A 13706-nucleotide genomic window follows, 5' to 3' on the forward strand; every position below is an offset into this window, starting at 1 on the left:
TCTTTTCTCTTATTTTTACTGCCCGCCATGCTGAACCACACGCTTTGTATTGTCAATTTGGTATTTTTAAAACCAGTATATTGATTAACTTTTAGCCGACCAAGGTCGAATAGCTTGCTTACTAAAAAAAGCCTACATTTTGTAAGGTCTCTCACACACACTAGCCTAGGAGCCTTATATGTCAGGCGAATATCAACAGCAATATAATGCATTTAAACAAAACCCAGCCCAATTTTGGCTCGAACAAAGTAAAAATGCTCCATGGTATAAAACTCCCACAAAAGCATACACACAAGACGACGATGGGCTTTATCATTGGTTTAGCGACGGGCAATTAAACACCAGTTTTTTAGCGCTAGATCAGCACGTTATTGCCGGATTTGGCGAGCAAACTGCACTGATTTACGATTCCCCAGTCACTAATACAAAGCAAACTTATAGCTACTCACAACTACAACAAGAAGTTGCTAAATTTGCAGGCGTAATACAATCGTTAGGCGTTACAAAAGGCGACTGCGTTGTTATTTATATGCCAATGATCCCACAAGCTGTTATTGGTATGTTGGCATGCGCTCGCCTTGGTGCTATTCATTCTGTGGTATTTGGTGGGTTTGCTGCACACGAATTGGCTGTACGCATTGATGATGCCAAGCCCAAACTTATACTGAGTGCCTCATGCGGTGTTGAAGTAAGCAGCGTTATTGAATACAAGCCACTTATTGATAACGCAATAGAGCTTGCTGCGCACAAAGTAGAGCACTGCGTTATTTATCAGCGTCCACAAGTCAGGGCCACTCTTGAGCCTAAACGAGACATAGATTGGACTCAGGCAATGCAAACGGCTGCAAGCGCAGATCCGGTGCCTGTAAATGGTGACGATCCGCTTTATATTTTATATACCTCAGGCACTACAGGCACACCCAAAGGCGTAGTGCGCGAAAATGGCGGTCACGCAGTGGCAATGCAATACAGCATGGAAACCGTTTATGGTATGAAGCCCGGCGACGTATTTTGGGCAGCGTCTGACATTGGCTGGGTAGTTGGGCACTCTTATATAGTTTATGCGCCGCTAATGTATCGCTGCGCAACTGTATTATATGAAGGTAAACCCGTTAAAACGCCCGATGCCAGTGCATTTTGGCGCGTGGTTGAAGAATATAAAGTAAATGCATTATTTAGTGCCCCCACCGCCTTTAGAGCAATAAAAAAAGAAGATCCAAATGCTGATGGTTTTACCCAATACGATACCTCCAGTTTAAAACGTTTATTTTTAGCAGGCGAGCGGCTAGACCCTCCCACTTATGAGTGGCTTAAAGAAAAAACTAACCTGCCAATACTCGATCACTGGTGGCAAACCGAAACCGGCTGGGCCATCGCCTGCAACCCCGTAGGCATTGAAGAATTAGTAACAAAACCAGGCAGCTCAACAGTCCCAACACCTGGCTTTGATGTGCAAATACTAAATATGCATGGCGAGCAATGTGCACCAAACGAGCAAGGTGCTGTAGTAATAAAACTCCCACTGCCGCCAGGGTGCATGCCAACCGTTTGGCAAAATACCCCGCGATTTAAAGCAGGCTATTTAACGCAGTACCCTGGCTATTATCTTTCAGGCGACGGCGGCTACATAGATGAAGATGGGTACTTATTTATTATGGGACGCACCGATGATGTAATTAACGTAGCAGGCCATAGACTTTCTACCGGTGAAATGGAAGAAATAGTAGCCGCGCACCCTGCTGTTGCTGAGTGCGCCGTGTTTGGGATAACCGACACACTAAAAGGCCAACTACCAATGGCAATGATCGTGCTTAAAAATGACTTTATGGGCTCAAGTACCGATGTAGAGCAAGAACTTATACAAACCGTAAGAAACCAAATAGGCGCTATAGCGTGCCTTAAAACCATTATTAGCGTAGAGCGATTACCCAAAACACGCTCAGGTAAAATACTGCGTAAAAATTTACGCCAACTAATTGATGGCGACAAACTGCAAATTCCTTCAACCATAGACGATGCAGGTATTTTTGAAGAAATAAACCAACAAATTTCACTACGTTGATCCAACAAGCTCTCATAAAGCCATTTTTAAAAATGGCTTTTTTTTGTATAAAAATAAGATAATTACAAATATTTAAAGTAAAGTATTAATAGCAACTATAATAAAAATATACCCATAACATTTTAGGAACTATGAATGTTTGTTTTAAGTAAAAAGTATCTATCGGCTAAAAATGATAACGAAGAACTTGCAAAAAAAATTGCAGAATTAACTGCGCATAACGAATTCCTAGCACAAGAAAACAAACACTTAGAACAACAATTAAGCTTTACTCAAACCGAAAATGATGAACAATTTACCGAAAACTTACTTTCAAGTTCTATAGATTGCATAAGCCAAATTGAAGGTGTTCGCCAAACTGTGCTTGAGTCTTACTCAACCATTGAGCAAGAAAGCCAAGTTAGCTATAAAATAAATGACCTTTTAAATAACTCAAACGAATCATTAATGCATATAGCCAGCGAGATGGAACTTATGACCCATAAAATGGGTAGCATGAGTGAAAATATATCTGGCCTTTCAAGCCTTGCAGGTAGTATAAACACCTTTGTATCGACCATTTCAAAAATATCTGATCAAACAAATTTATTAGCATTAAATGCAGCCATTGAGGCCGCTCGAGCAGGCGAAGCTGGTAGAGGCTTTAGCGTGGTAGCTGATGAAGTAAGAGTACTGGCAACTAACACCAATAAATCAGCTCAAGAGGTTGCAGATCTTGTTAAAGAAATAATAGAAAAAACAGATGTAACCGTTAATTCAGCCGACGATATACAAAAAAACAATGCACAGCTTTCAAGTAATTTTGAATCACTAAATAGCGATTACGCATCCATTATTAGTTTTTGCACAAACATGAAGAACACTATATCGCAGGCTTCTATTCGCTCATTTATTCAAACTGTTAAGTTAGATCATATTGTATGGAAAGGTGAAGTTTATGCGGTTGCTAATGGCAAAAGCAATAAATCGGTAGACGATTTCACCAATCACACTATGTGCCGCTTAGGTAAGTGGTATAAGTCTGATGACTCTAATGAATACAAATCGTTAAATGCATTCAAACAAATAGATAAACCGCATAGCGAAGTACATAAAAACGGTGTACAAGCGCTACAACTAATTAAGCAAGGTAAAAAAGTAGAAGCAGTTAAACATATACACTTAATGGAATCAGCCAGTGAGCAAGTAATACATTTACTCGATCAGCTAGTTCGTTAAAACCATTAACGGGTTAAGTTATTCTTAACCCGTAATCTTTCCTATAAAAATTGAAATTTTTTACTTATTGGCACTTTCTTACTTAACTAACCTATAAAAAACGTTAAACAGGAATGTGCATGTCTCGCTTATTACAAACACTAATCGCTACCAGCCTATTACTTATTGGTTTTATGGCTCAAAGTTACGAAATTGAAGACTTAGGCGACGGCCTCCACCGCTTTATAGATGACAGACATCGCTCAGTATTTTTAATCACTCCTGAGGGCGCAGTTGTTACCGACCCGCTTAATAAAAAAGCAGCCACCTGGTTAAACGAGCAAATTAAAACTCGCTTTAACGTACCGGTAAAATACGTAATTTATAGCCATAATCACAGCGATCATATTTACGGCGCCGAGGTATTTAAAAGCCAGCACACCACTTTTGTAGCACATAAACTTACCGCGCAAGATATTAAAAACACACAAATGAAAACGGTCATGCCCACCCTTACCTTTGATGATGAGCTGACTCTTAATTTAGGTGGTTCAACGGTAAAGCTAAATTACCATGGTCCAAACGATGGGCGAGGTTCGGTTAGTATATTATTCGAAAAGCAAAAAACGTTGTTTGTAGTTGATTGGATTGTTATTGGCAGAATGCCGTGGCAAAAACTCTGGAGTTACGATATTCAGGGCATGATTAACTCAACCCAAGCGGTACTCAAATATGATTTTGATACTTTTGTTGGCGGACATGCCGACATTGGCAACAAAGCTGACGTAACACGTTACTTAAGTTATATGGAGCAACTTTACAGCCAAGTAACCGCAGGCGCACTTGCAGGGCAAAGCCTTGATGAAATAAAGAAAAATATAAAGTTAGATCAATTTAGTGACCTTAAACAGTTTGATGCATGGTTACCACTTAACATAGAAGGCGTGTACGAGCGTTTAATGGAAGAATCTGGTATGGGCTGGCGCAGCGATCTATAAGCTTTAGTCTAATAATCATTGGTATTGCCATATTTAACGCAATACCAATGTATTCATTAATTAAATAAGGTTATTACTGATCAAACCTTTTTAATCTATCCCAATCACTTTAATCAGTAACCTACATATAAACCGAGTAAGTAGTACTCCAAAAGCTCGCTAACGTTGCCAACATTTACTGCGCCTAGTTCGTTTACACAAACCCACGCTTTGGGAATAACCATGCTTTATAGGCTGGGGATATTTAATTGATTAGGCTTACCAAGCATTCATAGGTATTTTTAAAGGTACTTGGCTACCATCTTCATTCTCTAAAAGTAATTGTAAAATCTCTCCAGACTCCTTGCGCATTAATTCTTTTGCTTCACTGGCAGGACAGCCTGGAATTTTACAATTTTCTATAGAAATGATTTCCTGTCCTGCAATAATCCCTGCTTTTTCGGCGGGTGAATTAGGCTCTACTTTTTCAATAACAAATGATGTTACCGTCGGGCTAAAAAAACCATCAGCGCCAACGTTCCCCACAACTCCAAGTTTAACCTCCTCTGCAGCCAAGGCATTGAAAGAAGTAATTGAAAGAAATAATTGAGATTAAAATAATTATGAATTTGAACATATGAATTAACACTCCATGTAAGTCTATCGTTAATATTCTTTACTATTCATAGTTTTAACAAATTACTTAACACATTACTATCACTAAGTTTTTATATTCTCAGCGTTAAATTAAATATTTTTGAATGTAACAACCTAAGTATAAAAAAGTCTATTAACTAAAATCGACCACCACTTCATAACGCCCAGGCATGTCGTTTACTTTGTATACCCAACCGTGTCGTTTTATTATTTTTTCGCTTAACTCTAATCCTAAACCGTAGCCAATATTGGCGGGCTTGTTTGTGTTATTAGCAGTGTGTGGCATATCTGTTTGTGCGCTGCTATTTACTATAATTACGCGGCTACCTTGTTGAGTAATACGCACTTGCCCTTGTTGCGTATGCTGATACGCATTACGTATTAAGTTAGTAAGCACAATGTGGCATGCGGTGGTTTCGGTATTAATAGTTGTACTTTGGTTATCGGTATTTATAAGTACATCAACTTGTTTTGAATTGAGTAAATAATCGAGTTCGTTACCCAAGGTCGTTATTTTAACAGCTAGGTTTACAGGCTCTGGGGAACTTTGCTGGTCGTCATTTCTGCTAAGCCACAATAACGTCTCGGTTAAATCGCTCATGGTTAAACCGGCGCGCTCTATTCGCTGCAGTGTAAGTTGCTGTTTGTCGCTTAAAGGTGCTTTTTCGCTTAAGCGGTTAAGTAATTCAACGTTGCTGCGAATAACCGAAATTGGTGTACGTAACTCGTGGCTCGCATAACTTAAAAAGCGCTGTTCTCGCTCAAGGCTGTCGTGAGCTGAAAGCAAGCTACTGCGTATTAACGTTGCTAAGGTATTTAATTCGTTATAGGTAAAGTCGGGCGGCGTGTTTTGTAAATTATTTTGATTTAACGACTTAGCCCAACCACGTAGCGATTCAACTGGCTTAGCTATTTTTTTCATTACCATAAACAAAAAGAAGGTAAATAAGGCAATGGCTGCAAAACCTGTTATGGCTATCAATGTCATACGGTGTATTGGTTTTACAGTCCCCATTCTTTTAGGGCGATCTTTTTCAAGCATAATGCGCGATATATAACGCGCCTCACCATTTGGGTTTTGATAGTAAACAACAAAAAACAAGTCTGCGGGCATAGCAAACAATGAGGTGTCATCTTTCATTTTTTGTAGTACGCCTGCTTCATTTGGCATAACTTCAAATTTTTGCTGTATTATTTCTGGCATGTCTTCCCAACGGCTTGCCACATTAAATCCAACAATATTTTTTGGCTGACCGTCTTCAACTTCAGTGGTTTGCGAAAGCTCAAACATAACTCCGTTTAACCCTCGGTCTAAGCCATCAATAAAATAATTAACACTTAAAAACGAAAAACCAATTGCCATTAATGAACTTAAAAGCACCATGGTGGCAAAAAAATACAACCTCAGGCTGGGTCTAATTTTCATGCTTGTGTCTCATTTTTTAATTTTAGCGCAAACCCTACACTAGGTATTGTTTCTAGTACGGCTTGGCAATGCGCTTGCTCTAGCTGTTTACGCAAATGATGAATATGCACTTTTAAGCTATTGCTGTCTGGCTGATCGCCTCCCCATATTGCTTGCATAATTACCTGTCGGGTTACCGGTTTTTGCTGCTCTCGTACAAGCACTTCTAATAACTTAAAAGTAATGGGTGATAACTTTAAACTGTGCTCTGCCACTGTTGCTGTATGCGCGGTTAAATTAAGTGTTAAATTAGCAAATGTAAGTCGCTTAACCTCTCCACTTTTACGCTTTGCTAATACTTGAACCCGCGCTACTAGCTCTTTCATCGCAAATGGTTTTACTAAATAGTCGTCACTACCGGCTGCAAACCCCTCAAGCTTATTGTCCAGGCTATCGCGCGCTGTCAGCATTAATACAGGTATATCAATGCCTTGCTCACGCAATGATTTACACATGGTTAAACCGTCCATTTTGGGCATGTTTACATCTAATATAATCATTTGATATTGATTACGTTCTATTAAATTTAAACCCATTACGCCATTGCTTGCATGGTCACACTCTATTGACTCAATTTCGAGATAATCAACAATGGTGGTTGCCAAATCTATGTCGTCTTCAACCAGTAGTACGTTTATCATTAAGAGGCTGCTTCCTGCGTTTTATTTTTAGCACCTAGCGATATTAGCACAGCATCAATACCGCGTTTAGCATCGGTTTGAATCATCAATAATGCCGGTATAAGTATTAAGGTAATAACCGTGGCAAACAAAATACCGTAGCCAAGTGATGCTGCAGCAGGGATTAAAAACTGTGCCTGCATTGAGGTTTCGCTAAGTAGCGGCACTAAGCCTGCGTACGTCGTAATTGAGGTAAGTAATACCGCACGTAATCGGCTCGTACACGACTCAACTATGGCATCGTGCGTGCTCATGCTCTCTTCTTTTACTAGTTCGTTAAAGCGTGAAACAAGTAATAAGCTGTCGTTTACAACTACCCCACTGAGCGCCAAAATACCATTTAACGACAATATACTAATGGTTAAGTCGTTCCACCAATGTCCTAAAATAGCGCCCACAATGCCAAACGGAATTGCTACCATAATCAACATAGGTTGAATGTACGATTTAAGCGGAATAGCCAGCAACACGTAAATAACTAATAAAGCCGCTACAAACATAGTGCTCATTGAGCTGGTGGTTTCGCTTTGTTGCTCTGCCTCTCCTGCAAAATACACACTTAAGTTAGGAAATTGCTGTGTTAACTCTGGAATTAAGTCGCGCTTTAAGTTAGCAACTAACTCGTTTGGAGCAATCACGTTTTTATCTACTTGGGCGCTTAAATAAATTGCACGAAGTCCATCAATGCGGGTTATTTCATCTTGCTGATATTCACTGCTTACTGTGGCTACGTTAACTAAAGGGACAACGGTGCCATCAGGCAGGCGAATACGCGACTGCATTATATCGGCAGGTGTTTTACGAGCATCTTCTGGATAGCGTACACGTACTTTAACTTCGTCTTTATTACGTTGGTAGCGCTGTACAACTGCACCACCAAAAGCTTGCAGTACTTGCTTTGATAAACTGGCTGTATCCATGCCAAGCGCGCGCCCTTGTGCATTTAGGGTAAATTTAAGCTGTGGCTGACCTGGGTTTAAGTTGTCGTCTATTCCGTTAACGCCTGCGGTATTTTGTAAGCGCTCCTTAAATAGTGCGCCCGCCGCCATTACGGTTTCGTCGTCCCACGCTTTAAGTTCAACTTTAAAGTTATCGACCATTTTACGCGTGGCTAATATTTGTAATTTTTTACTGCCCTCAAGGCTACCTGCTACGCGCTGCCACTCTTGAGCAAATTCGCTTGCTGTAAAAGCGCCTTCGTTTAATAGCTCAACGCTTACTTCACCGCTGGTGTCGCTGCTACTAATGACTTGTAGGCTGGTTATTTCGCTTTTGTCAGAGCTCAACTTGGTCATTAAGTTTTGCTCAGCTTGTAATGCACTTTGCTCAAGCGTTAGTAAGTTTGTGTTTGTTTGCCCATAAGCGGCGTCGTTTTGCATAACCAAATCGGCTGTTACGGTATCGCCTGCAATACTTGGGAAAAAACCAACTTTAACTGTGCCTGTCATCGGCATGCCAATAACTAATATAAAAAAAGCGATAAACGCAGCCACTACGGCGTATCTAAAGCGCAGTGAAAATTCAATAACCTTGCAGTAAATGTTTTTACTAAACCAGCTTAAGCCGCTATCAGCACCATGTTGTATTTTTGACCACAGACCTGCTAAGCCTTTTTTAACTTGGCGTTTAGTACTAATGTGGGCTAAATGCGAGGGTAAAATAAGTTTTGATTCAACAACTGAAAGCAGTAAACAAATGGTCACTACAGTGGCGAATTGAGAGTAAATTTTACCTAAGTTGCCCGACACATTCGAAAGCGCTACAAACGCAGCCACCGTGGTTAACACCCCAAATATTGTTGGCACAGCAACCTTCATGGTGCCTAAAACTGTATTATTTAATGTATCGCCATGTTTTTTACGTGTGGTGTAAATACTCTCGCCTACAACAACGGCATCGTCTACCACTATGCCCAGCGCCATAATAAAGCCAAAGGTGGTCATTTCGTTTATGGTCAGTGCGGTGTAGCCATCGGTCATAAAATAAAGCGTGCCAAAAAATACAAACGGCAAGCCACCAGCCACCCATAGCGCTACGCGTACGTTTAAAAATATGGCAAGTATTACAAACACCATAATAATACCGGTCACGGCATTTTTAGTAAGTAGCGATAAACGCTCGGTGATCATGGTGCTTTTGTCGTGCCAGCTTTCAAGCTCTACGTTTTGAGGTAATAAACCGCTTTCGTGCCATTTATCTATTACGCTATTAGCTTGTTCAACAATGGTAGTTATATCGCTGTTATCGCCCATTAAAATTTCAACGCCTACGGCATTTTGTTGGTTATAACGGCTTAATGAGTTGCTGTCTTCGGCAAATGAGTCGGTAACGGTTGCTACATCGCCTAACTTAATTTGCGTGCCTGATGCAGTGCTCAACAATACAATATTGGCAAAGTCGCGCTGCCAGTAAGCTTGGTCGGCGGCTTTTAAGCGTATAATTTTACTGCTATCGCGCAAACTAGTCGAAAGCGGGCTTGATGACTCATTGTTAATGACCTCACTTACATCACTAATAGTTAAGCCATACGCTTGTAATTTACCTTCGTCGATTTCTATGGACATCATCGGGTCGAGCACACCCGATTGCGCTACGTCGCTAATGCCTGATTGCGCTAATAAATCGGCTTTAAGTTTTTCACCCAGGTTTTGTAATGTATGGCGATCGGCATCCCCAAAAAGTTGCAGCGTTAATGCATGATCTTGCCTACGGGCTTTATCAATAACAGGTTGCTCAGCATCTGCGGGAAAGTTATTAATAGCGTCAACTTGGTTTTTAACGTCAACAAGTAACTCATCGAGTGAGTAATCAGTACTTTTTTCAATGCTTACATGGCTGCCGCTAGCATCGGATGTAGAGGTAATACGTTTAATACCTGATACGGTTTCGAGCGCTTCTTCAATTTTTAACGCTATTCCTTCTTCGGCTTGCAATGCATCGCCACTGTCGTAAACCACCGATACCGAAATAGTATCTGGCTCTAAACTCGGAAATGCCTCTTTACGTAAAGTCGTAAGCGACATAATACCCATTACAATCACACTAACTAACAATAAGTTAGCGGCAACAGAGTTATTTGCAAACCAATTAATAATACCGTGCAGCGGGTTATTATTACTGGGTATTTGAGGTGGTTGATGAGGGCTCATTATTGTATCTCCTCAACTATTGGATTTACTTTCATGTCGTTTAAGTAACTAACAAGTGGGCGCGCCACCACTTTTAGATTTTTAGCACCATCGACTGGCGTAATATATACGTAATCCCCACGCTCAAATACTTTATTAGCGTGTGTGCTTACTAAGCTATTTTGATCATTTACGTACCAAATTAAGCCATCTTGAGATACCGCCGAAGCAGGCAGTTTTATTACGTTAGTTAACTGCTTACCGGCAATTTCTACCGCTAAAAATGTACCAGGCAGTAACGGCGTTGTTTGCTCAAACGGTTTATCTAAGGCAACAATTACGCTGCGTTGGCGCGAGCTGTCATCAAGGTGTTGCTCAAAACGTGCAATATAACCGTTCCATTTAGTATTAGTGGTTACATCACTTAAAATAACATCGCCTGATTTATTATTTGCTAGGTTTTGCCACTGACTTAATGAAAGCGGCACCGTTATTTCTACTTTGTCAGTGCTGTTTAGCGTGGCAAGCGTATCGCCAATACTCACATAAGTACCTAAATCTATATCGCGCGATAAAATAACAGCGTCAAATGGTGCACTTAACTGGGTGTTATTTACATCACGCTGTGCGGTTTTAAGTGCATATTGTGCTTTATCGAGCGTAGCTTGCGCGGCTTCTAACTGCAGCGTTCTAAATACAAGCGGCGAGCTTGGCGCTTGCGTAACGCCTGAGCGATCCCATTCACGTTTTGCTTGATTACCTAAATCTTGTTCTTCTTGCAGTGCTAGTTTTGCATCAGCCAATGTTGCTTTTGCGCTAGCTAGAGCTTGTAAGTATTCGGTGTCATCAATTTGTGCAAACACCTGCCCTTTAGTTATTAAGTTACCGGTCGCAAATTGCTCGCTCATACTGGTTACTTCGCCTTTAACTTGTGCTTTTAAGCTAAGTGACCAATGCGCTTTAGCTTCACCGTGGCCGCTAACATAAGCCTGATAAGTACTCGGAGCTGCATTAATTACCGATACATTTGGGGCAATAGCTTTAATAGCGGCAGGTTGTGGGCTGTTTGCTTGTTCAGCCATTTTTTGACCGTTATACATAATAGCAAGCCCTATACAAACAATAGCAACAAGCGTTACAACAACCGGTGTTGGCGAAATTTTCATGACGATACTCCAAGGCCCAAAGCGAGGCCTAAATCTATGCGGTTAGTTAAAAGGGTGTAGTTTATTTGGCTAAGCTGGGCTTGCAGGTCGTATACTTTTTGTTGCACTGTTAGCAAATCTAAAATATCAACCAAACCTTGTTGATACTTACTTTGATAGTTACTAAAGCTGCGTTTAGCGCTAGCAAGTGCATTGTTAATTTGCAGTTGCTGCTCGGTTAATGATTGCTCCTGCCCGAGTGCATTTTCAACTTCGTTTACCGCACTTAGCAGCGTATCTTGGTACTGCCAAAACGCTTGCTCGGCATTTAATTTTGCAATATCAACTTGCGCACGCAATGCTCCACCTTCAAATAAAGGGGCACTTAAACTGCCTAATAAACTCCACATTGGGCTGGTTAATAATGCTTGGCTTGGCGTGCTTGCTAAATCACTCAGTGATGCCGAAAGCGAAATACTAGGTAGTAGCTCTTTGTACGATACATCAACCAAGTAATGCTTTGCCTGAATGTTGTAATAGGCACTTTGTAAGTCAGGTCGGCGCGCTAAATCTTGCTCTGGTAATGTACTTAATGGCTCAATAACGTTTGGTAGTGTTAATGTATTTGGCAGGTTTTGAAGTTTATCAGTGCCTACAATTAGCATTAAAGCACGCTTTGCTTTTGCTATTTGCTCTTGATAGTCGGCAATGGTTGCGCGAGTAGATGCCGTGCTAGTACGGGCGGTATCAAGCGCTTCTAAATCACCTAACCCATATTGGTAGCGCTCTACAATACTTTGCTCATTATTTTGTAAAACAACTAAACGTTGCTTCTCTATATCGAGCAAATTTTGCTGCAAATAATATTTAAATAAGTACGAATAACACTCGCTACTAATGTGTCTTTAGCGCCTTGATAGGTAGCTTGGTTACTGGCAATAGTCATATCTTGCGCGGCTACATTGTCAGCAATTTTTTGCCATATATCGGCTTCCCAGCTTATACCTACTGATGAGCTATATTGCGTGCCTTCGGTTTCACTGCGCTGCGCGTCAAATCCCGCATCTACACTAAACCACTGACTTGCAGCAGTTACATCACGCTGCGCATAAGCTAATTTTAATGCAACATGCACTTGATTAAACGATGGGTTATTAGTAACAGCTTGCTCAATAAGCGAATCAAGCCCTTCAATATCCACCAAATCGGTAATGTAATTTACTTGCTGTGCGTTATTTTGCGTGTACTGCCAGTTTGTATGTTGTTTTAGCGACTGCTCAGTACTATTACCTTGATAGCTTGGCTGACTACTACATGCAGCAAGCGTACAACTAAGTGCAAATAACAAACTGGTTGAGTGCTTTTTAAAATAAACCATTTAACTATGCCTAATTCGTACTATTACACATAGCTTATTAGGGCAAGGGTTAAGAGTGGGTTAAAAGGAGTTAACTTACTTTAGACAAATTAGTATTTGCCTCGCTTAGCCAAATTACGTAGCCTTTGGCAAAAATACTCATTCAAAACCCACATGCATAAATTAATTTTTACCCTTTTTTTAATACTCCCTAGGTTATTGCAGGCTCAAGTCACTTTAAGCGATAAAACGCTTATTTATAGTGGTCAAATCAACAAACAAAATAACAATACAGCAGCTGAGCTGTTAAAAAACAATCCCACAATTAATACCTTTACTATTACCAGCGGCGGCGGAAACATAGCTTTAGGAATGGATTTAGCCGAGCTAATTTTGGCGCATAAATTAACCGTAAATATAAAGCAGTTTTGTTTTTCATCGTGTGCTAATTATGTGTTGCTTGCTGGGCACCCTACTACAATAGAACCTAATGCAATTATCGGTTGGCATGGCGATGCAGCCTCAGCAAAATGGTTAGACAGTGATATTGATGCCATGGTAAAGCATTTAGAAGAGCCGCAAAAAAGCCAAAAGTGGGAAGAATTACGTGCTCATTACGATGAGGTAATTAATAAAGCAAGCCTGCGCGAAAAAGCCCTATACAAAAAATTAAACGTAAATCATGATTTACTCACTGTAGGGTTAAAACCCAATTTACGCAGCGCAGCTATAAAGCAACGTGCCCGTGGCTGGACGTATTCACCTAAAGTGCTTAACTATTTTGGAATTAGCAATATTAGCTATAATAATTGGCAACCTCGCTCAGCTAAAAACTTCCCCCTTCTTATTATTAACGATCTTAAATAATTAATTGGTTCCCCTCCATTTAGTAACACTCTCTTATTTGCAATATAAACCCTGTTAAGCGCAGGGTTTTGCTTTTTAGGGACATTTTCAACTTCAATTGAATACTCACTATTTATAATACAAATACAGATTAAACTTTTAAATCTAATTGATATCAGTTATCATTCGCAA

10 protein-coding genes and 1 pseudogene are annotated in these 13706 nt (G+C 40.4%); 4 read left to right on the forward strand and 7 right to left on the reverse strand.

Annotated features, from left to right (window positions below; translation table 11 throughout):
• Window positions 1–178: 178 nt before the first annotated feature.
• The 3 genes from RB214_RS13505 (at window position 179) to RB214_RS13515 (ending at window position 4257) form a co-directional block, all read left to right on the forward strand.
• Window positions 179–2062, forward strand: coding sequence for a propionyl-CoA synthetase (locus RB214_RS13505; RefSeq protein WP_309167498.1), 1884 nt, complete (start codon window positions 179–181; stop codon window positions 2060–2062).
• 135 nt (window positions 2063–2197) lie between these two features.
• Entirely contained in the window at window positions 2198–3280 is a 1083-nt protein-coding gene (locus RB214_RS13510; protein ID WP_076925288.1) for a methyl-accepting chemotaxis protein, read from the forward strand.
• 119 nt (window positions 3281–3399) lie between these two features.
• A complete protein-coding gene (locus RB214_RS13515; protein WP_309167500.1) occupies window positions 3400–4257 on the forward strand; it encodes an MBL fold metallo-hydrolase in 858 nt (285 codons plus the stop codon).
• A gap of 258 nt (window positions 4258–4515) precedes the next feature.
• Here the strand turns inward: RB214_RS13515 and RB214_RS13520 are convergent, their stop codons facing one another.
• The 7 genes and pseudogenes from RB214_RS13520 to RB214_RS13550 all read right to left on the reverse strand — a co-directional run.
• Complete coding sequence (locus tag RB214_RS13520) at window positions 4516–4782, reverse strand: PDZ domain-containing protein (protein ID WP_309167501.1); 267 nt, start codon at window positions 4780–4782, stop codon at window positions 4516–4518.
• Window positions 4783–5026: 244 nt separating this feature from the next.
• Window positions 5027–6319, reverse strand: a complete 1293-nt coding sequence (locus RB214_RS13525) for a HAMP domain-containing sensor histidine kinase (RefSeq protein ID WP_309167502.1) — start codon at window positions 6317–6319, stop codon at window positions 5027–5029.
• Complete coding sequence (locus RB214_RS13530) at window positions 6316–6999, reverse strand: response regulator transcription factor (RefSeq protein WP_024605814.1); 684 nt, start codon at window positions 6997–6999, stop codon at window positions 6316–6318. The genes RB214_RS13525 and RB214_RS13530 overlap by 4 nt, the downstream gene beginning before the upstream one ends.
• Complete coding sequence (locus tag RB214_RS13535; protein WP_309167504.1) at window positions 6999–10187, reverse strand: efflux RND transporter permease subunit; 3189 nt, start codon at window positions 10185–10187, stop codon at window positions 6999–7001. Before RB214_RS13535 ends, RB214_RS13530 begins: the two co-directional genes overlap by 1 nt.
• Window positions 10187–11332 carry an efflux RND transporter periplasmic adaptor subunit gene (locus RB214_RS13540; RefSeq protein WP_309167506.1) on the reverse strand — a complete coding sequence of 382 codons (1146 nt, stop codon included), beginning with the start codon at window positions 11330–11332 and terminating at the stop codon, window positions 10187–10189. The genes RB214_RS13535 and RB214_RS13540 overlap by 1 nt, the downstream gene beginning before the upstream one ends.
• On the reverse strand, window positions 11329–11976 hold the full coding sequence (locus RB214_RS13545) for a TolC family protein (RefSeq protein ID WP_375144347.1): 648 nt from the start codon (window positions 11974–11976) through the stop codon (window positions 11329–11331). The genes RB214_RS13540 and RB214_RS13545 overlap by 4 nt, the downstream gene beginning before the upstream one ends.
• Window positions 11977–12021: 45 nt before the next feature.
• A pseudogene (locus RB214_RS13550) lies at window positions 12022–12689 on the reverse strand (TolC family protein); the annotation flags it as partial.
• Window positions 12690–12842: 153 nt separating this feature from the next.
• On the opposite strand from RB214_RS13550, the gene RB214_RS13555 reads away from it, so the two are divergent.
• The gene (locus RB214_RS13555; RefSeq protein WP_240917453.1) at window positions 12843–13535 is read left to right on the forward strand and encodes a hypothetical protein; all 693 of its coding nucleotides are present in this window, start codon (window positions 12843–12845) and stop codon (window positions 13533–13535) included.
• Window positions 13536–13706: the final 171 nt, after the last annotated feature.

Origin of the sequence: Pseudoalteromonas sp. HL-AS1 (assembly GCF_031198785.1) — a bacterium.
In the GTDB taxonomy this organism is placed as follows: domain Bacteria; phylum Pseudomonadota; class Gammaproteobacteria; order Enterobacterales; family Alteromonadaceae; genus Pseudoalteromonas; species Pseudoalteromonas distincta.